The sequence below is a fragment of the Thermosynechococcus sp. B3 genome, assembly GCF_030323045.1.
Taxonomy (GTDB): domain Bacteria; phylum Cyanobacteriota; class Cyanobacteriia; order Thermosynechococcales; family Thermosynechococcaceae; genus Thermosynechococcus.
Genome location: NZ_CP097584.1, coordinates 1,285,090 through 1,304,343, shown reverse-complemented (window position 1 = coordinate 1,304,343; position 19,254 = coordinate 1,285,090). Strand labels below are relative to the sequence as shown.

The following is a 19,254-nucleotide window of genomic DNA, read 5'->3' as shown; positions in this document are numbered from 1 at the left end:
CCGACCGATGGAGCCAACGCCTGATTTTGTTTTGCCCATTCCGGCGGCGGATACGCCCCTTTCGGAAGAGGAATTTCTCCAACAGGTACGCCAAGCGTGGCAGGTGTGTGAACGCTTTGACCTGCAAACGGAGATCTGGCGGGGACAAATTTTGCGAGCCGTGCGCGATCGCTATCGCCATCAAGGGGATGAACGGGGGATAGGCTTTCAGCAGTGGCTCCAGGAACACGAAATCAGTAAACGCCGTGCCGATGATTTGATTCAGTTGGCCGATCGCGCCGATGAATTGCTCAAGGAACGTCCCCTGCCCCCCGAAGCCATTGCTCGCTTTAGTAAACGCGCCTTTTTGGAAACCGCCGCAGCGGATCCTGAGGTGCAAGCCCTGATTACCCAAGCCGCAGCAGCGGGCGATCGCATTACCCACCGTGAAGTGCGCCAACTGCAAGCGGAATGGACGGCTCTGCACTCTGATCTCCTACCGCCAGTGGTGCGCCAAAAGGCCAGCGATCGCACCCTTGCCCCCCGCTACATCGCTCCTCTAGTCAAAGAATTAGAAAAGCTCCCCCCCCAACAGCAGCAGGAACTCTCCCAAGAGCTGGCCAGCGACCCCAGTGTGGAAACGGTTAAGGAAATCACAGCGACGGCTCGCCAACTCAGCCGCTATCTGGAGGCCGCTCTCCAAATTCAAGCCCTCAACGCCCACCCTGTGGATCTGGAACAAGTCCTGATCGAAGCCCAGCGCCTTGAACAACTGCAAACCGTTGCCGATCTTCTCCAGCAGGCAGCGCAACTGGAAAGCACCATTGCTCGGCTTTATACCACGTGGCAGCGCCTCAGCCATTTGAGCGATCGCCTCTACCAAGCATCGGGTGCCAGCACACCGCAATTACAGGCCCTATTAGAAGCCTTGGATTTTCTCTCTGGGGATATGGTGCAAATTGAATTAGCGGGACAAATTGTTAAACTGCATATCTTCTCAGAAAGAGAAACGAATGCCCTAGATTCTCCTCCCGAATTCTAAACCAGTGGATCACCGATGTCCCCATTACTGGTAACGTGGTATGGAAGCCATTCAATGGCTGGCGGAGTAATTATCGATTTCAGCACGGTTAGCATGAGAGTCCTCGTAATTGGCGGTGATGGTTATTGCGGCTGGGCGACAGCCCTGTACCTTTCAAATCGTGGCCATGATGTGGCGATTTTGGATAGCCTCATTCGGCGTCATTGGGATGCTGAACTCTGTGTCGAAACCCTCACGCCGATCGCCCCCATTCAGCACCGTCTGCAACGCTGGCAGGATCTCACTGGCAAAAAGATTGGCCTTTATATTGGCGATATTTGTAACTATCACTTCCTTGAGCGCGCCATGCTGGAGTTTCAGCCCGAGGCGATCGTCCACTTTGGCGAACAGCGCTCCGCCCCCTACTCCATGATTGATCGGGAACACGCCGTCCTCACCCAACTCAATAACGTGGTCGGCACCCTCAACCTACTGTACGCTATCCATACCCACAACCCTGACTGCCACCTTGTAAAACTGGGCACCATGGGTGAATACGGCACTCCTAACATTGACATTGAAGAGGGCTACATCACCATTGAGCACAATGGTCGCAAAGATACATTGCCCTATCCCAAGCAGCCCGGTAGCTTCTATCACCTCAGTAAAGTTCACGATAGCCACAACATTCACTTTGCTTGCCGCATTTGGGGCTTGCGTGCCACCGATTTGAACCAAGGGGTAGTCTATGGCGTGCTCACCGAAGAAACGGGCATGGATGAATTGCTGATCAACCGCCTTGACTACGACGGTATCTTTGGCACCGCCCTCAATCGCTTCTGTATTCAAGCTGCCATTGGTCATCCCCTGACGGTCTATGGCAAGGGGGGGCAAACTCGCGGCTTCTTGGATATTCGCGATACCGTGCGTTGTATCGAATTGGCCGTTAACAACCCCGCCGCACCGGGTGAATTCCGCGTCCTCAACCAGTTTACAGAACAGTTTAGTGTGGGCGACCTTGCCCACAAAGTTCAAGAAGCGGGTAAAGCCCTCGGCCTCAAGGTGGAAATCCAGCACCTCGAAAACCCCCGTGTTGAAAAAGAAGAGCACTACTTCAACGCCAAAAACACCAAATTGCTGGATCTGGGACTGCAACCCCACTACCTGTCGGATTCGCTCCTTGACTCCCTGCTGAACTTTGCCATCAAATACAAAGACCGAGTGGATGTCAATCACATTCTCCCGAAAGTGAAATGGCGCGCCTAAGCTCCTATGCCCCCCTATGCCGTAACGGCCTCTTGGTTGACTGAGCATTTGGCAGATCCAACGGTTGTGATTGTGGACTGCCGCTTTGACCTCATGGACACGACGCGCGGGCAACGGGAGTATGCCCAAGGGCACCTGCCGGGTGCCTATTATCTCGACCTAGAGCAGGATCTCTCCAGCCCTCGGCAAGAACATGGCGGCCGTCATCCCTTACCTGATCCCGAGAAATTAGCAGCACGGCTGAATGAGATCGGGGTAACTCCAGAGACGCTAGTGGTGGCCTACGATGACTCACGGTTTGCCTATGCGGCTCGCTGCTGGTGGCTTTTGCGCTGGTTGGGGCACGATCGCGCAGCGGTGCTTGATGGTGGCTATCGCGCCTATGTCGAAGCTGGGTATCCGACAACCACTGAGGTTCCCTCGCTTCGGCCGGGCAATTTCCAGCCCCATCCTCATCCGGAGTGGGTAGTGGATCGCGCTGCCGTGATAGCTGCTCAAGCTGCCCCCCAGACAGTGATTGTGGATGCCCGCGAACCCCGTCGCTATCGCGGTGAAATTGAACCGATTGACCCCGTGGCAGGTCATATTCCCGGAGCAGTGAATTATCCGTGGCAGGCCATCTCCGATGCACAGGGGCGACTCAAATCGGTTGCCGAACTGCAAGCCCACTGGCAGCCCTTGGCTGCGGCTGAGCAAATCATTGTCTATTGCGGGTCGGGGGTAACCGCCTGTGTGGATATTTTGGGGCTGGCGATCGCTGGCCTGCATCAAACCAAGCTCTATGCGGGCAGTTGGAGCGATTGGTGTTCCTACTTGGCGGCACCCCATGGCCGTTCGCTATGATCAAGCCTAAGCCCTCTTCCTCACCCGACCATGGAACGTCTTCCCGGTAATGCCCCCCCACCATCCCATCGCAGTACGACCCAACCTCTCCACCGTCTTGGCCGTGAACTGCAACGCTTTGGCTGGATTGGCTTTTGGACACAGGTCGTCCTTGGCTTTGTCTCGCTGTTGATTATTATCATTGTTATCTTTAGTCGCCAATTCAATATCAATCGTCCGCAAAATGGCATGAATAGTCCCACACTGGGCTTAGTGCTGGCGATTATTGGTCTAGTGTTTTTAGGCGTGAGTATTTACTGCTGCTATCGCTATCCGCAACTGGGACGACGCTTGGATCGCCCAGAAAAACGCCCGACCAAGGAGCACGTGATCCGCAGCTTGAATATTGGTCTCTGGGTAAATATTGCTGGCATGATTTTTACGGTGGCTGCCGCCGAGTGGAATGTGGGAATGTTGTTGCTCAAGGTGCTGTCGATTCCCCAAGGGGCGGCGGTCTATGCCACTAATGTCTTGATTGAGCCGTTGGAGATTTTTGTGATTCAGGCGAAGGTGAATACGATTGCCGCTCAGTTGACGGGTATTATTGTGGCGCTGTGGTTGTTGCGCTGTGTGCGCCGTCCCCTGTGAATCGTCTGAGGAGATCCAAGAGACTTGTTTAATTCTCAAGAGGCTGTTGCCAGCAAAATTATTGTGGCCTTGGATGTGCCCAATTTGGAGGTGGCGATCGCCACTATTCATACGCTGCCCCAAGTGCAATTTTGGAAGGTGGGGCTAGAACTCTTTTGTGCCAGTGGGCCGATTATTCTCGATGTCCTCAAGGATCAGGGGAAGCGTATCTTTCTCGATTTGAAGCTCCACGATATTCCCAATACGGTGGCCGCCGCAGCCCGGGCGATCGCCCCCTATGGCGTGGACTTTGTGACTATCCATGCGGCAACGGGATTAGCGGGTCTGAAAAGCGCGCAGGCGGCTCTAGGGGGAAGCGCCACCCAACTCATTGGGGTGACCTTGCTCACCAGCATTGACGCAAACACCCTGCAGCAAGAACTCCAGATTCCCCTTGATCCGGCCACCTATGTTGAACGCATGGCTGATCTGGCCCATCAAGCGGGACTGGCGGGCATTGTCTGCTCTCCTCAGGAGGCGGCACGGGTAAAACAACGCTGCGGAGAGGAGTTCTTGAGAATTTGTCCGGGGATTCGCCCCCTTGGTACTGCCACAGGGGATCAAGCGCGATCGCTGACGCCCAATGCCGCCTTTGCTGCTGGTGCCTCTTATCTTGTGATTGGCCGTCCGATTTTACAAGCAGCGGATCCCGCCGCAACCTTTGATGAAATTTGCCGCCGCCTCGTCTGAGCGATTTACAAAAGCCTGCAAACCAAGATATGATTAAAAATTGTCTGAACTAGGGCGATTAGCACAGTGGTAGCGCACTTCCTTCACACGGAAGGGGTCACTGGTTCGAATCCAGTATCGCCCATTGCTGACTGCAAGTTATAAGATGAACTTAATCAGACGAGTTTAGGACTCTGCCATGAGTACCCCAATTCCGCCGCTTCAACTTCCCCCCTGTGGTGACTGCACTGCGGATGCGGCATGGTTGGAGGCAGCTCTTCTCGATTGGCTCAACACCGAGTATTTACCGGAAGCTGTGAATCTGGCGATCGCCCAGCGAGCCGCCCAAGTGTACCGCCGTCAGCGGCTGGAAGGGGAGCATGATCTTGGCGGCATTCTCTTGGCTCTGGTCACGGAGTTGCAAGAGTTTGATTTTTCCCAAAGCTTCTATAGCGAGTTTGCGGTTGCTAATGCGGTGAGTGATCTGCTCCTGCGGCGGCTGGGCATTGAACCCTGCTGTGGGGCGGGCTAGGCCTTGGGGTGCCAGTTGGGCTTGACCACTTGACGACAGCGGGCAATGACAAGGGCATGATCCGGTACATCTTCTGTGACCGTTGAACCCGCCGCCACCGTAACATTTTCGCCAAGGGTTACCGGAGCCACTAAAACACTGTTAGCCCCGGTCTTGGTGCCGTTACCGATATGGGTGGGGTGCTTGCGCACACCGTCGTAGTTGGCAGTAATCGTGCCGGCACCAATATTCACGCGATCGCCCAAGGTGGCATCGCCTAGGTAGGACAGATGAGAGGCCTTGGTGTCACTGCCCAACTGCGCTTTTTTTAGCTCGACAAAGTTACCAATGCGGCAGTGATCGGCAACCAGACTTTGCTGGCGGATGTGGGCAAAAGGCCCCACTTGGGTATCATGGCCAATCTCACTGTCGCTAATCACGGCATAGCGAGCCGTCACCCGTTCGCCAATCACACTGTTTTCAATCAAAGTGCCGGGGCCAATGATGCTACCACTGCCAATACGGGTTTGGCCGCGCAGGTGAGTTTGGGGTTCAATCACCACATCCGGTGCTAGCTCAACGGTGTCTTCAATCGTGGTACTGGCCGGATCAATCAGGGTCACCCCCGCCTGCATCCAAGCATTTTTGATGCGATTTTGCAGCACTTGATAGGCTGCCGCCAACTGCACGCGATCGTTAACGCCCAAAATTTCCTCATAGTCTTCCACGTCCACCGCCATCACAGGACTGAGGGCATTGACGGCATCCGTGAGGTAGTATTCCTGCTGATCATTGTTGGCTTGGAGATAGGGCAACACAGCAGCAAGTTGGGGCCAGTGGAAACAATACACCCCAGCATTGATGCGGCGGTTTTGCTTTTGGGCTGTGGTGCAGTCACGGTCTTCAATAATTTGCTTCAAGATATTCTGACTGTCACAAATCACACGGCCATAGCCCTGGGGGTTGGGAATTTGTGCCGTTAAAATGGTGGCTGCATTGTTGTGTTGCTGGTGAACTGCGAGCAAGTGTGCTAGCGTCTCGCCACGCAAGAGGGGCACATCGCCGTTAAGTACCAAAAGATGGCCTTCATAGTCCTTGAGGTGGGGCAAAAGCTGCTGTACCGCATGACCCGTTCCCAGTTGTTCGCGCTGCTCGACAAATTCCACGTGGGGTTGATCCGCTAAGGCAGCCCGCACTGTGTCTCCCCCATAACCAATGATCACAAACTGCCGTTGCGGTTGCAGAGATTGAACTTGGTGCAAAACCCAGCCCACCAGCGATCGCCCACCTAGGGGATGGAGAACTTTTGGCAGCGAGGATTTCATCCGTGTGCCTCGTCCTGCCGCTAAGACTGCCACAATGACCATGGATTTGTTGTGCCTCAATGCGCAAAGGGATGGCGAACGAGCAATACTGGGGAGAAGCAGCCCAGCCGCATCAGCGCCATGCACAATTGGAGTATACCAAGGTTGCGGTAGCCAAAGATAGCAGCGCCATAGGCGAGTCAATGGGTCCAAGATGAATCAACGGCACCAAAATCCAGTAAGGTTGATGCAGTAGTTGACGAGTCACTCACAGTCCATGACCGCTTCCAAATCAACCAAGCGACCTGTCCCCTTGGCGGCTCAGTTCCTAAAACTGGTGGGAATCATCCTGCTCCTCACCTTTTTGGTCGAGTGGGGTATCCTCTTTATTACTCCCCAGTTCAATAACAGCCAGTGGCAACTCACGGTCGTCAACCAATTCATTGAGCGCGGTGCCACCCCCTTGATTGGGTTTGTCTTTATCTACACTGGCTTTTGGATTCAAGCGGTTTCTGGCAGTACGACGCAGCCGGAGCCGGGGGAACCTGCCCTCAAGGATTGGCGATTTTGGGTCTTTGTCCTCTCGAGTTTGCTGGGATTGCTCTGCCTGCTGGGGATTCCCCTCTACCTATCGATTACGGGGCAAATTATGGAACAGGCGGTCAACCAAATCAATCAAGAGGCAGCACAGGCAGAAATTCGGGTTGAGCAGGAACAGCAGCAAATTAAACAACTGGCCAGTAGCGGTCAACTGGAGCAACTCCTGAAAAGCAATCAACTCCCCCCCGATCAACGGGCGATTCTCGAGCAGTTACAAAAAGACCCCCAAGCCCTTGATAAACAAGCGGGTCAGGCACGGGAGCGCATCCGCAACCAGCAACAAGAAGCGGTGAATCGAGCGCAACAGGAAGCCTTTGTGAATCGTCTAAGGGTAGGCATTCGTAGTTTTCTATTGGCAGTGGGCTTTATTACCATTGGTTGGAGTGGTCTGCGCGAGCACCGCTAGGCATCGTCACCATTGCCGCCTACCTGAGGAGTAGAATATGCCTTACCTCATTGTGCGTTGGCGTCTTCTGTCGCAGTCGCTGGGTCTTGGCTGCTTGATCAGCCTGCTCCTACAACTGACGGCCGCAGCAGTGGAATTGCGGGTCGCGGTTTTAGATCGGGTACGCCAAGTAACAATCAGTAGCTCCACCCCAGCGCAATTACGGGATGAGGCGGGTCGGGTGCTGACAGTGGCACCGCAGCAGAATATTACGGCGGTCCTCACGGGGGCGGGGGTACAAGCAGGGGGTGTGCGGGGGCGGCAAGTTTTCCTCGAACCTCGAGACAATGGCCTCGTCCGGGTGGGCGATCGCTGGTATCGCGGGCGGTTGCAATTGGTGAGTACCAGTGAGGGGATGATCGCCATCAACCTTGTGGATTTAGAGGAGTATCTGCCCAGTGTCGTTGGTAAGGAAATGTATCCCTCTTGGCCGCTGGAAGCCCTCAAAGCTCAAGCGGTGGCCTCCCGTTCCTTTGTCCTCTTTCGGCGCGATCGCGAACGCCGTCGTCCCGGTAGTCTTTTTGATGTGGGTGCCACCGTCACCCATCAGGTGTATCCGGGGGTCAGTTCAGAAACCGCCAGTACCCTAGCTGCCGTTGCCGCCACCCGCGGTCAAGTGCTCACCTACAATGGCCAAATCATTGAAGCCGTCTTCCATGCCTCCTCAGGGGGTCACACTGAAAATTCAGAGCACATTTGGCAAAATGCCGTTCCCTACCTGCGCGGTACCCCTGACTTTGACCAAGTCTCCCCCAACTTTCAGTGGACGGTGCGTTTCACCGCGGCACAACTGCAACAACGCCTCCCCGGTATTGGTACCATCGTTGGCTTTCGCCCCTTGCAATTGTCCCCCCAAGGGCGAGTCATGGCAGTGCAAGTGGTGGGCACAGCGGGTAGCCGCACCATTTCAGGCAGTGAACTACGGCGGGTGTTGGGATTGCGCAGTACCCTACTGACAATTACGCCAGAGTATGGCAATGTGGCCAGTCAAGGGGGGCACAGTGTGCCAGTGGCCTTTACAATTACTGGCCGAGGTCACGGTCATGGCTTGGGCATGAGTCAATGGGGGGCTTACGGTATGGCATTACAGGGCTACACCTACGACCAAATTTTGGGGCATTATTACCAAGGCGTTACATTGAGTGTATTGGACACGACTCAGCGTTGACGAGCTTTGTGCCCCTCGACTATGCTGCCCCTAGCGGTATGGGGTGAAGGTTGTGGTCTTAACACTCTATTTCTTGCGCCACGGGCAAACTAGCTTTAGTCGCGCCAATGCCTACTGTGGAGAACTGGATCCACCCTTAACGGATGCCGGTCTAGCGATGGCTGAGGCCTTTGCCGAACACTATGCTCAGTTGCCTTGGCAAGCCGTCTTTGTCAGTCCCACGTTGCGCACGCGAACCACGGCACAGTTTTTGTGCGATCGCGTCGGTCTCCAGATGCAGGTTCGCGATGGTCTGCGGGAAATTTACTATGGTCAGTGGGAAGGCCTCTCCCCGGAAGAGGTGAATGCCAAGTTCCACGATGACTATGTGCGCTGGCTGGCGGATCCGGGCTGGAATGCCCCCACAGGGGGTGAGCGGGGGATTGACATCTACTACCGCAGTAATGCCGTTCTCCTAGAAATTGAGCGGGAGTATCCCGACGGCAATGTTCTGCTGGTTTCCCACAAGGCCACCATTCGGATTATGCTCTGTGGTCTTCTGGGTATTGATGTGGGACGATTTCGCGATCGCATTGCTGCCCCAGTAGCCAGTGTCAGTATTGTCGAATATACCTCCCGTGGGCCATTGCTCCTTGCCCTTGCGGAGCGATCGCACCTGAGTCCCGAACTGCGGCACTCGCCGGGCACCTAGCCTATACGGTCATAATGTCCTTTTCTTTCTCGGCGAGCAGGGCATCAATTTTACCGATGTATTTATCGGTGAGCTTTTGCACTTTCTCTTGCAAGTCTTTCACTTCGTCTTCAGTGAGTTCGCCGGCTTTGCCCTCTTTTTTGATGTGATCAATGGCATCACGACGGATGTTGCGAATAGCAACTTTGCCCCCTTCGGCAATTTTGGCGGCAGTTTTCACCAGTTCTTTGCGTCGCTCTGTGGTCAAGGGCGGAATATTGAGGCGGACGCTGGAGCCATCGTTGTTGGGCGTCAATCCTAAGTCAGAGAGTTGAATGGCTTTTTCAATGCTGGCCAATGTGGAGCGATCGTAGGGCTGAATCAAAATCGTGGTTGCATCGGGGGTAGAGATATTGGCCAAGGAGCGCAGGGGGGTTTCCGTGCCGTAGTAGTCCACCATCACCCGGTCTAATAACGCCGCGTTGGCGCGACCCGTGCGGATACTATTAAAGTCATGCTGGGTTGCTTCAACCGATTTTTGCATCCGCTCTTCGACATCAGCTAATTTCACAGGAGCCTCCAACCATCGTACCAATGGGTTCCCCAGTCAAGGCACGGTAGATATTACCGGCCGTTTCTAAACTAAACACAATAATGGGGATATCATTATCTTTACACAGGGCGATCGCTGTACTGTCCATCACTGCTAAGTTGTGGGTAAGGGCATGGGTATAGGTGAGACTGCGGTAGCGACGCGCGTTAGGATTTTTGTGGGGATCGGCGTCATAGACGCCATCTACTTTAGTGGCTTTGAAAATGACTTCCGCATCAATTTCGGCAGCTCGCAGGGCGGCTGTTGTGTCAGTGGTAAAAAAGGGATTTCCTGATCCTGCCCCAAAGATCACTACTCGTCCCTTTTCCAGATGACGAATGGCACGACGACGAATATAGGGTTCGGCTACCTCCTGCATAGCAATGGCAGTTTGTACCCGCGTAGGGACATTCATTTGTTCGAGGGCGTCCTGCAGGGTCAGGGCATTCATAACGGTGGCAATCATACCGATGTAGTCTGCGGTCGCCCGATCCATGCCAGCAGCCGCTCCTTTCACACCGCGAAAGATATTGCCACCCCCCACCACAATGGCAGTTTGAACTCCCGCTTGCACCACCTGAGCAATTTCGTTGGCAAATGCCTGCACCACTTTTGGATCAATGCCGTAGTTCAGGTTGCCCATGAGGGCTTCACCGCTCAATTTGAGCAATACGCGGCGATATTTAGGACTCATTGCGAGGATTCTTGCACTCCAATACGCTCCCCATCAACGATAGCAGGTTAGACGCGCCCGGTTGGACTCGAACCAACGACCAATCGCTTAGAAGGCGAGTGCTCTATTCCGCTGAGCTACGGGCGCATTTTTGAACATTTTCCCACAAGGCATAAGCTGAAAGTAAGATCTTCATAGTAGGGATGATTGAGATGGAGCTAAATTCTCCCCCTTCACGTTTACTTTTGGTCTGCGCTGACAACCACTTGTCACAGCGCATGGGGCAAGACCTCCAAGCCGCAGGCTATGACCCTGTGATTGCAACAACGGAAAAGGAATGTCACTTGGCCTGCGCAGAATGGCAGCCTGCCCTGATCATCATGGACCGCTATTTGGGGCGGCTCAACAGTATGGAGTTGTGCCAGCGGTTGCGCCAGCAGGGGATTAGTTTGCCAATTCTACTGATGCTGGAGAGCGATCGCCTAGAGGATCGGGTGGCGGTGCTGGAGTCGGGTGCCGATGATTACCTACTGCTGCCCTATAGTCCCAAGCCCTTTTTGCAAATGATTCAGCTTTATCTGAAGCCGCCAGTCACCCAAAGTGAGGTGTTGCGATTTGATAATTTGACCCTTGATCTCTTGACGCGGCGGGCGGAGCGCAATGGGCGCACGATCGATCTAACGATGAAGGAGTATGAACTACTGAAGTTTCTCATGGAGCATCCCCGCGAAGTCCTTACCCGTGAGCAAATTTTAGAAAATGTCTGGGGCTATGACTTTTTGGGAGAATCCAACGTCATTGAAGTCTATATTCGCTATCTGCGGTTGAAGATTGAACCCGATGGCGAAAAACGGTTAATTCACACAGTGCGAGGAGTGGGCTATGTTCTCCGTGAAGCGTAAGATGCGCGGGTTGGTTCTGGGATTGGTCACGTTGGGGTTACTGCTGGGCTGTCAAAGTCTGAGCCAAGGGGATCCGGCCGCACCCCCGCAAATGGTTCGCGGCATTCCGCAATATCTACCCATTACGGCCAAGGCACGCATTCACGATACATGGATTCAGTTGGAAGTGGCGCGCACGCCGGCACAGCAGCAGTTGGGCTTGATGTTTCGTCCTGAATTGCCGGGCGATCGCGGGATGCTGTTTCCCATCTCTCCGCCTCAAGTGGCCAGCTTCTGGATGAAGAACTGCCTTATTCCCCTTGACTTGATTTTTCTCAGGGACGGTAAAGTAGTGGCGATCGCCCCCGAAGCTCCCCCTTGTCAAACACTCCCTTGCCCCACCTACGAATCCGGGATTCCCGTGGATGCCGTTTTAGAGCTGGCGGGTGGCCGCGCCGCTGAATTGGGACTTAAGGTCAATGATCCTGTAGAGATACAGTACTTGGCGCCTTGATTGATGGACAGGGTTCCTTAACTCTTAAGGGTTGTTATTATTCCAAAGCAATTTAATTAAATTCCGTGCTGTAGCTTTGGTAATAAACTCCCTTAGCTTCCTAGCCTCTTCTACAGCCGTTGTATCTCCTTTTTTTTCACTACTTTTTTCTTCAATTAGAGTAAAAATTAGACCCACGATGCCAATAGCGGTCATAGTCTTTAGGTAGGTCGGTGATTTAGAGAACTTGTCGAGCATAGTCTAAATTTTTGCAAGAAGTTTTGTGGCTAATATAATTTAGCCAAAATCCTAAATTAAGCGCCAAAACCCTGTCAAGGTTTGTTTCACATTTTTTACCTTATCCACAATTGCCGTTACCCCCTCTTGTTTGTTGTTTAACTATATGGCAATATAAGAAAATATAATTAGCTACAGCCATCGCGAGGGAACAAGCCATGCTGGAGTCCGAGGAAGAGTCGTCGTCCCCCCTGCCTCTGAATCTCTGGGAAATGACCGCTGTATTTCTGAAACTGGGCAGTATTGGCTTTGGCGGTGGAATTGCCATGATCGCCCTCATGGAAAATGAGTTTGTTAAGCGACGGCGGCTCTTGGCCATTGATGAATTTCTGCACGGGGTTGCCCTCAGCCAAATCCTAGGATCGTTCCCGGTCAATACGGCGCTCTTTATTGGCTATCGTCTCCATGGATTTTGGGGTGGTCTGTTGGGTAGTCTGACCTTTCTGCTGCCGTCTGTGGTGGCGGTGATTTTACTATCTTGGCTCTATTTTGGGTTTCATACGATTCCCTCGTTGCAAGGTGCCCTAGCGGGGCTAACGCCAGTGGTCATTGGCATTATCTTGGCAGCAGTCTGGTCAATGGGGCAAAAGTCTGTGCGCTCGACGGTAACGATCGCGATCGCCATTGCGGCCTGTCTCGGCAGTTTGACCCACATCAATCCCTTGCTCATCCTTGGCAGTGGCGGCATCATTGGTCTCATTCTCCAACTCAGCCCACCGACAAAAACCACAAAACTCCAAACTTCCCAAAAATCCGCCCTCGTTGGCTTACCCCTAGCGATCCAGACCCTACCCCACCAAGCTGCCCAAATGGCCACTGCCTCTTCTCAACCCGTTCAGTGGCTGACCCTAGTGCTTACCTTCCTCAAAGTGGGCATTGTTTTCTTTGGTGGTGGCTTTGTCCTGATCCCCGTGTTGAAACAACTGTTGATCGATCAGTTGCATTGGCTAACGCAGCAGGAATTTATTGATGGTGTGGCTATTAGTCAATTGACCCCAGGGCCGATCGCTGTCATTGCCACTTTTGCGGGATTCCGTGTTGCTGGTATTGGTGGTGCTTTTTTGGCAACCGTGGCCTTATTTTTGCCATCCCTATTATTGATGTTTGCTCTTGCCCACTACTATCAAGTGGTGAAGCATCTCCAACGGGTGAAGCAATTTTTGGCAGGGGTCAATCCTGCGGTGGTGGGTATGGTGTTGTCAGCAGCAATTAACCTTGCGCCTGCCATTCTCCACCTCGATCAGCCCGTCAGTCTCATTCTCAATAGTGTGCTCTTGGTCTTTTCCCTTGTAGCGATTACGCGCCTCAAATGGCACCCAGCGATCGCCCTTGCTGTGGGAGCAACAGTTGGATTATGCGGTGGCCAATGGTTAACTGGCACGGCCTAGAGAGGAAAACTCAAACTTGCTGGTACAGGGCACTTTTCGAGTTTTGCAAGGGTCTGAGACTTCAGTTTCAAAATTTCTTTAAGATGAATGAGAGACTGAAAGGGAGATTGAGTACGAGATTCAATAATCTTTTTGATATATTTTCGACTGCTTTTTTTACTTACTCCTGCATTTATAAGCCACTGTTGGATTTCAGCTTCGGAACCTTGATTAAGCAAGCGTATTTTTAACTGAGGTTGGTTGCGATCTGCCGAGGAGGCTGATAGCATTGTTGTTGGTGTAGACAGTGACACTTGTGACCGTGGTAAGCTATTCAGTTTGGCATTGATGTTTACTAAGGCTGCCTCCATTTCTTTTAGGGACTGAAAAATGGCTTGATTTTGCTCTAGAAGCTGCTGAAGGAGTGTCTTGGTAAGGTTTCCGCTGGAGTTGCTCGCTGGTGAGTCAAAAGCTAAAGGATCTGTAGTTTGTTCTTGCTTTTGTTCTTCTGTTACCTCAGAAATTGCGGAGTTAGGCTGAATTTGATTGAGGATGGCAGCTTCTATTTCTGGCGTGTCGTTTTCCTCAAGAATCAGGGCATTGATTTCTTTAAGATTGGCTTTTTGGGCAGCATAATACTGCTGATGACCTGACAAGAGTTTGAAGCGATGACAGGCTAAGCGATCGCCCAAACGCCGTACCACTAGCGGTGGAAAACAGATACCTGCTTTGAGAATTGAACTAGCCAGTTCCTCGATCCTTCCCTGATCTGCGGGCACAAGGTCAGGGCTCAGTTCAATCGCTGTCAATTGAATACGTTTGCTATTGACCATTGCATTTTAGGGTTGACTAGGACTGAGTGATCCAATTGAGTTCATCTACCAAATCATTGAATTCACGAGCCGAATTTGAATTGGGCTTAAAGCGAAAAATAGATTGAGGTGCTGGTATTTCACTATCACCAACTGTAATTACTCGATTGAGACTACTGGACAAATCAACACATTCTGTGATAATTGTCTCTAGAATTTTCAGAGGATACTTATTCGTAATTGCTTCTTGAACAGCAATAAACTTACTTGAATTCCTAGTTCGGCCATGAATTTTTGAGGGCAAAATTCCCACAATATCTAAGGGTTTTTTACCCAACTTTACCCGCAAGTCTGCAAATCGTCGATTAATATCTTTAACAAACGATATGACGTACTTTAGGCCTTGATTGGCAAAGGGCTTAAAATCTGAGGGAATAATTAGATAATCTGAGGCAATCAGGGCAATTTCGGCGTAGAGATCCCAAGCTGGCGGTGCATCTATGATGACAATATCGTAGGCATCCTTGAGTGCTTCTAACTTCATAAGCAGTTGTAGATGAATGGCATCAATCTCCTTCAGTAGATCACGGGTTTCAATGCTCACTAAATCAATATGGGCAGGGACAACATCAATTTCTGGGTGATTAAAAGACTGGGATTTCCTAACCACTTTTTCAATGGGATACTCATCGGCATATCTGAGCACATGGAAGATATGAGCATCCCGCAGTGTATCCTCCTCTTCAAACAGAAAACTCATTAAGCCAGTGGCAAAGGTCGTATTGGCTTGAGAGTCCATGTCAATGACCAAAACCCGCTTTTCCCGACAACGAAAGGCAGCCGCTAAGTTGACAGCAACAGTAGTTTTCCCCACACCACCCTTGTTGTGATAAATGGTAATAACTTTCACGCTTCTTTCCTGTCGAGTCGGTTACTGAAGGCTTAGGAGGCGGTGACGGTGTCGCGATCGCCTGCACCTGCGAGGTTGGCAGGGCTAAAGGTCAACTCACCATTGACCAAATCTACCAAAATCGTATTGCCGGGTGCAAAGACCTCTTCAAGGATCTTCACGGCGAGGGGGTTCTCCAATTCCCGTTGAATGGCGCGTTTCAGAGGACGTGCCCCATAGACTGGATCAAAGCCCACCGCCACCAAATGATCTAGCGCTGCCGGGGTGAGGCGCAGGCGAATTTTTTGATCCGCAAGGAGTTTCTCCACCCGTCGCAGTTGAATTTGAGCAATCTGTGCCAGTTCAGTCCGCCCTAGGCCATGGAAGAGAATCAAATCATCAATGCGGTTGAGAAACTCAGGCCGAAAATACTGTTGCGCGCTTTGGAGTACCCGTTGGCGCATTTCCTCATAGCGACTGTCATCCCCGGCCAAATCTAAAATATGCTCGCTGCCCAAGTTGCTGGTCATAATGATCACGGTATTGCGGAAGTCTACCGTTCGCCCTTGAGAATCAGTGACGCGGCCATCATCGAGCACCTGCAAGAGCACATTAAAGACTTCCGGATGGGCTTTTTCCACCTCATCAAACAGAACTACGGCATAGGGACGACGGCGAATCGCTTCCGTCAGTTGCCCGCCACTGTCAAAGCCCACATACCCCGGTGGTGCGCCAATCATGCGGGAGACGGCGTGTTTTTCCATGTACTCCGACATATCAATGCGCACAAGGGCATTTTCATCATCAAAGAGGGCTTCGGCAAGAGCACGGGCCAGTTCTGTTTTGCCCACCCCCGTAGGTCCCATAAAGAGAAAGGAACCAATGGGACGGGCAGGGTCTTTCATGCCGGCTCGCGCTCGGCGAATCGCTGCGGCCACGGCGGCCACGGCATCAGTTTGACCAATCACCCGCTGATGGAGGACTTGTTCCAGTTGCAGGAGTTTTTGCCGTTCTGAGGCCATGAGTTTTTGCAGCGGAATTCCCGTCCACTTGGCAACAATTTCAGCAATGTCGGCTTCGGTGACTTGATCGCGCAAAAAGGTGCCACCTTCCGCCTGCAATTCCAAAAGTTGTGCTTCGGTGCTTTCCAATTCCCGTTGCAGCGTCTCGAGGCGACCATATTTAAGTTGAGCAGCTTTGTTGAGGTTGTAGTCCCGCTCCGCTTGCTCGATTTGCAGCTTTACCTGATCTTCCTCTTCTTTGAGGCTGTTGATCCGCTCTAGGAGGTCTTTTTCGGCTTGCCAGCGGGCTTGCATGGCCTGTTGTCGCGGTTGCAGTTGGGCAATTTCCTCTTCGATGCGCTGCAGGCGATCGCGGGTGGCTTGGAGTGGCGCTTGGCTCAGGGGCAGACTTTCTTCCTGTTTGAGGGAGAGTTTTTCCATCTCCAGTTGCCGCAGTCGCCGCTCAAGGGCTTCCAGTTCAGCAGGCTTGGTGGTGATTTCCATTTTCAGTTTGGCCGCCGCTTCATCTACCAAATCAATGGCCTTGTCGGGTAAAAAGCGATCGCTAATATAGCGATCCGAAAGCATCGCCGCTGCCACCAGTGCCGAGTCAGTAATTTTGACGTTGTGGTGAATTTCGTAGCGATCCTTGAGGCCGCGCAAAATTGAGATCGTATCCTCAACGCTGGGTTGGCCAATATACACCTGCTGGAAGCGACGCTCAAGGGCGGCATCCTTCTCAATATGCTTGCGGTACTCGTCTAGGGTGGTGGCACCAATACAGCGCAGTTCGCCCCGCGCCAACATCGGCTTCAGGAGGTTGCTGGCATCCATTGAGGAGTTTTGATTGGCACCGGCACCAACCACGGTGTGCAATTCATCAATAAAGAGAACAATTTGACCGTCGGAATGGGTCACTTCATGGAGAACCGCCTTGAGGCGATCTTCAAAGTCACCGCGAAACTTGGCACCCGCTACTAAACTCCCCAGATCAAGGGAGATCAACCGCCGATTTTTCAAGGATTCTGGCACATCGCCATTGATAATCCGCTGGGCAAGGCCTTCGGCAATGGCGGTTTTACCTACACCCGGTTCACCAATGAGCACGGGATTATTTTTGGTGCGGCGGGAGAGCACTTGAATGACGCGGCGAATTTCTTCATCGCGGCCAATGACGGGATCCAGTTTGCCTTGGCGGGCTGCTTCGGTGAGATCGCGACCGTACTTTTCAAGGGCAGCGTATTTATTTTCGGGGTTTTGGTCTAGGACTTTTTGGGCGCCGCGAATCGCTTTGACGGTGGCCGCCAACTGCTCGCGATCGCAATTCAAAGCGCGGAACAGACGTTGACCAATGCGGCGATCGCCCACAAATGCGAGGACAAGATGCTCAACCGAAATAAACTGATCCTCGTGCTCTTGGCGCAGGCGGTTGGCTTCATCAAGCAGGGCATCCAAACTACGGCCACAGTAAAGTTCGCTCCCCGTTGGCACGCGGGGCTGCTGCTTAGCAAACTCCATCAGCCGCTTGAGCACCCATTCAGTGTCAATATCGGCCCGTTCAAAGATCAGTTGCCCCAGTCCCTCCTCCCGCAGGAGGGCAATCATCAAGTGCTCTGTTTCCAGATATTGGCTGCGATATTCCCGTGCCACATCTTGGGACTTAACAATGGCTTCCCATGCTTTATCAGTAAACTTTGTTGGATCCGTTGGTTGCATAGTGATAATTGAGGGCAAAACCCCACCGACCGTGAATGCATTATGCCATCATCTTCAGTGTAATCAACAGGCCAGCGCCACACTCGCAGGACGACTTATAGAGGTGGCAGATAGAGAAACTGCCGCAGGAGATTAGCGAGTTTTTTCTTGCTGTCATAGCCGCTACTGTAGTACTGCCGCAGGGGAACTGTCTCGCCAGAAGTGAGGTGTACCACAACGCGATAGAGGCGATCGCCATCGGAATCCACGGAGCTTTCAATCGCAATGTCCCTGATCGCGCGCAAGTGCAATTCCTTCTGAGTGCGGCGGAAAAAATTTGCATGGAGAATCGTCAAGGTGCCACTGCCCCGATCCAAATCCAGTGTTAAGACGGATGCGAAAGAAATGAAACTCATCCCTACCAGAAAGAACACCCCCGCAATGATCCCAATGAGCCAGCGATCGTCCACACGCGCTGAAAGTTCGGTTTGATTGGGATTGGCTAAGAACTGATTAATTTGCTGCACCATGGCGGCGCGATCGCCCGGCTCCGAGGAGGCAACGCCTAATATGGTTGAGTTACCCGCTACTTCAAGAACAACGCGGTACATGCGATCGCCTTCGCTGTCAATGTAGTCCTCCAACTTTGCCTGTCGCAGTAGAGGAAGCGGAATTTTCACCCGCTCTTGGCTCACGAAAGAGGTTGTGGTGGCAATACATTCATAGGGTAGGGTTTGGCGTTGGCAGTAAATTTCTGCAACAGGAAAGAAGCTGAGCATCAACGTAGGTACAAGAGCAAACACCCCACCCATAAACCAACTCAGCAAAGGGCGTTCCCGCAAGCGCAAGCGATAGTCCGTTTGCTCTAAAATTTTCATCGCTGATCGTTATCCTTGAGCACGCAAAAATGCTGCGACACTGGCCGCCAACTGCTGAAAGTTGGGTTCAATGCGCTGGCCTAGGTACTCCTCAACTGCGCGGGCAATGATGCCTGCCAAAAAGGAGGGAACACCGGCAATGCGTTTGGGATCGATATGCAAATGCCCCCGGCTGGTGACAATGGTTGAGTCACCCACAGCAATGAATTGATTTTCCCCTTGGCAGTCAATGGCCTCGGTAAAGGCATGGGGTGCAATGCGCCAGCGAGTAAGATAGTCGCGATCGTCCCAATGGGTGTAGTCCGTCCACGAGAGCATTGCCTCACTCAGCAGTGCCCGAGCCGCTGCCGGAATTTCGCCACCCCCATGCCAGACCAGAACCATCTCTAAGATCTCAGGCTGTTCCCTGCGCTCTTGCACCTCAATTTTACGCACATTGGGCATCCAGTTGACTAACTCAGGCAGGCGATCGCGATAGGTGCGATAGACGTGCTCGCGGGGAAAAGGTAATTCTACTTGCGAGGAAATTTCCAT

21 protein-coding genes and 2 tRNA genes are annotated in these 19,254 nt (G+C 52.6%); 13 read left to right on the top strand and 10 right to left on the bottom strand.

Annotated elements, in window-relative coordinates:
* Positions 1-7: 7 nt before the first annotated feature.
* From M0646_RS06645 to M0646_RS06615, 7 genes are all read left to right on the top strand, one after another.
* On the top strand, positions 8-1,021 hold the full coding sequence (locus M0646_RS06645; protein WP_286649986.1) for a hypothetical protein: 1,014 nt from the start codon (positions 8-10) through the stop codon (positions 1,019-1,021).
* 93 nt (positions 1,022-1,114) lie between these two features.
* Positions 1,115-2,266, top strand: a complete 1,152-nt coding sequence (locus M0646_RS06640; protein WP_286649985.1) for an NAD-dependent epimerase/dehydratase family protein — start codon at positions 1,115-1,117, stop codon at positions 2,264-2,266.
* 6 nt (positions 2,267-2,272) lie between these two features.
* Complete coding sequence (locus tag M0646_RS06635; protein WP_286649984.1) at positions 2,273-3,109, top strand: sulfurtransferase; 837 nt, start codon at positions 2,273-2,275, stop codon at positions 3,107-3,109.
* Between the two features lie 30 nt (positions 3,110-3,139).
* On the top strand, positions 3,140-3,736 hold the full coding sequence (locus tag M0646_RS06630) for a DUF3611 family protein (RefSeq protein WP_286627124.1): 597 nt from the start codon (positions 3,140-3,142) through the stop codon (positions 3,734-3,736).
* Between the two features lie 24 nt (positions 3,737-3,760).
* On the top strand, positions 3,761-4,465 hold the full coding sequence (pyrF, locus tag M0646_RS06625) for an orotidine-5'-phosphate decarboxylase (protein ID WP_226972032.1): 705 nt from the start codon (positions 3,761-3,763) through the stop codon (positions 4,463-4,465).
* Between the two features lie 52 nt (positions 4,466-4,517).
* A tRNA-Val gene (locus M0646_RS06620) sits at positions 4,518-4,589 on the top strand.
* 54 nt (positions 4,590-4,643) lie between these two features.
* Entirely contained in the window at positions 4,644-4,976 is a 333-nt protein-coding gene (locus M0646_RS06615; RefSeq protein WP_149819267.1) for a hypothetical protein, read from the top strand.
* Here the strand turns inward: M0646_RS06615 and glmU are convergent.
* Positions 4,973-6,322 (bottom strand): bifunctional UDP-N-acetylglucosamine diphosphorylase/glucosamine-1-phosphate N-acetyltransferase GlmU, encoded by a 1,350-nt coding sequence (gene glmU / locus M0646_RS06610; RefSeq protein WP_286649983.1) that lies wholly within the window; start codon positions 6,320-6,322, stop codon positions 4,973-4,975. The two genes, M0646_RS06615 and glmU, sit on opposite strands and share 4 nt — an antisense overlap.
* A 214-nt stretch (positions 6,323-6,536) precedes the next feature.
* On the opposite strand from glmU, the gene M0646_RS06605 reads away from it, so the two are divergent.
* Genes M0646_RS06605 through M0646_RS06595 form a run of 3 tightly spaced genes read left to right on the top strand, consistent with a single transcriptional unit; the run spans position 6,537 to position 9,163 of the window.
* Entirely contained in the window at positions 6,537-7,265 is a 729-nt protein-coding gene (locus M0646_RS06605; RefSeq protein ID WP_149819265.1) for an HpsJ family protein, read from the top strand.
* Between the two features lie 37 nt (positions 7,266-7,302).
* Entirely contained in the window at positions 7,303-8,472 is a 1,170-nt protein-coding gene (locus M0646_RS06600) for a SpoIID/LytB domain-containing protein (protein WP_286627121.1), read from the top strand.
* A 52-nt stretch (positions 8,473-8,524) separates the two neighbouring features.
* Positions 8,525-9,163 carry a histidine phosphatase family protein gene (locus tag M0646_RS06595; protein ID WP_149819261.1) on the top strand — a complete coding sequence of 213 codons (639 nt, stop codon included), beginning with the start codon at positions 8,525-8,527 and terminating at the stop codon, positions 9,161-9,163.
* 1 nt (position 9,164) lies between these two features.
* On the opposite strand, the gene frr is transcribed toward M0646_RS06595, so the two are convergent.
* The 3 genes from frr to M0646_RS06580 form a co-directional block, all read right to left on the bottom strand.
* On the bottom strand, positions 9,165-9,713 hold the full coding sequence (frr, locus tag M0646_RS06590) for a ribosome recycling factor (RefSeq protein ID WP_149819259.1): 549 nt from the start codon (positions 9,711-9,713) through the stop codon (positions 9,165-9,167).
* The gene (gene pyrH / locus M0646_RS06585) at positions 9,700-10,428 is read right to left on the bottom strand and encodes a UMP kinase (RefSeq protein ID WP_149819257.1); all 729 of its coding nucleotides are present in this window, start codon (positions 10,426-10,428) and stop codon (positions 9,700-9,702) included. Before pyrH ends, frr begins: the two co-directional genes overlap by 14 nt.
* A 52-nt stretch (positions 10,429-10,480) precedes the next feature.
* Positions 10,481-10,554: transfer RNA gene (locus M0646_RS06580), tRNA-Arg, on the bottom strand.
* 65 nt (positions 10,555-10,619) lie between these two features.
* Between M0646_RS06580 and nblR the strand changes: the two genes are divergently transcribed.
* Entirely contained in the window at positions 10,620-11,309 is a 690-nt protein-coding gene (gene nblR, locus M0646_RS06575) for a response regulator transcription factor NblR (RefSeq protein WP_286627120.1), read from the top strand.
* Entirely contained in the window at positions 11,290-11,802 is a 513-nt protein-coding gene (locus M0646_RS06570) for a DUF192 domain-containing protein (protein ID WP_149819253.1), read from the top strand. Before nblR ends, M0646_RS06570 begins: the two co-directional genes overlap by 20 nt.
* A 24-nt stretch (positions 11,803-11,826) precedes the next feature.
* On the opposite strand, the gene M0646_RS06565 is transcribed toward M0646_RS06570, so the two are convergent.
* Positions 11,827-11,997: a hypothetical protein gene (locus tag M0646_RS06565; RefSeq protein WP_190278275.1), complete on the bottom strand. Its 171-nt coding sequence runs from the start codon at positions 11,995-11,997 to the stop codon at positions 11,827-11,829.
* 239 nt (positions 11,998-12,236) lie between these two features.
* Between M0646_RS06565 and chrA the strand changes: the two genes are divergently transcribed.
* Positions 12,237-13,466, top strand: coding sequence for a chromate efflux transporter (gene chrA / locus M0646_RS06560; protein WP_286649982.1), 1,230 nt, complete (start codon positions 12,237-12,239; stop codon positions 13,464-13,466).
* On the opposite strand, the gene M0646_RS06555 is transcribed toward chrA, so the two are convergent.
* The 5 genes from M0646_RS06555 to M0646_RS06535 form a co-directional block, all read right to left on the bottom strand.
* On the bottom strand, positions 13,463-14,278 hold the full coding sequence (locus tag M0646_RS06555; protein ID WP_286649981.1) for a ParB N-terminal domain-containing protein: 816 nt from the start codon (positions 14,276-14,278) through the stop codon (positions 13,463-13,465). The genes chrA and M0646_RS06555 overlap by 4 nt on opposite strands.
* A 16-nt stretch (positions 14,279-14,294) precedes the next feature.
* Entirely contained in the window at positions 14,295-15,167 is an 873-nt protein-coding gene (locus tag M0646_RS06550; protein WP_286627116.1) for a ParA family protein, read from the bottom strand.
* Positions 15,168-15,199: 32 nt separating this feature from the next.
* Positions 15,200-17,863 (bottom strand): ATP-dependent chaperone ClpB, encoded by a 2,664-nt coding sequence (gene clpB, locus M0646_RS06545; RefSeq protein WP_286649980.1) that lies wholly within the window; start codon positions 17,861-17,863, stop codon positions 15,200-15,202.
* Between the two features lie 95 nt (positions 17,864-17,958).
* A complete protein-coding gene (locus M0646_RS06540; protein WP_286649979.1) occupies positions 17,959-18,720 on the bottom strand; it encodes a hypothetical protein in 762 nt (253 codons plus the stop codon).
* Positions 18,721-18,729: 9 nt separating this feature from the next.
* Positions 18,730-19,254 carry an SRPBCC family protein gene (locus M0646_RS06535; RefSeq protein WP_286649978.1) on the bottom strand — a complete coding sequence of 175 codons (525 nt, stop codon included), beginning with the start codon at positions 19,252-19,254 and terminating at the stop codon, positions 18,730-18,732.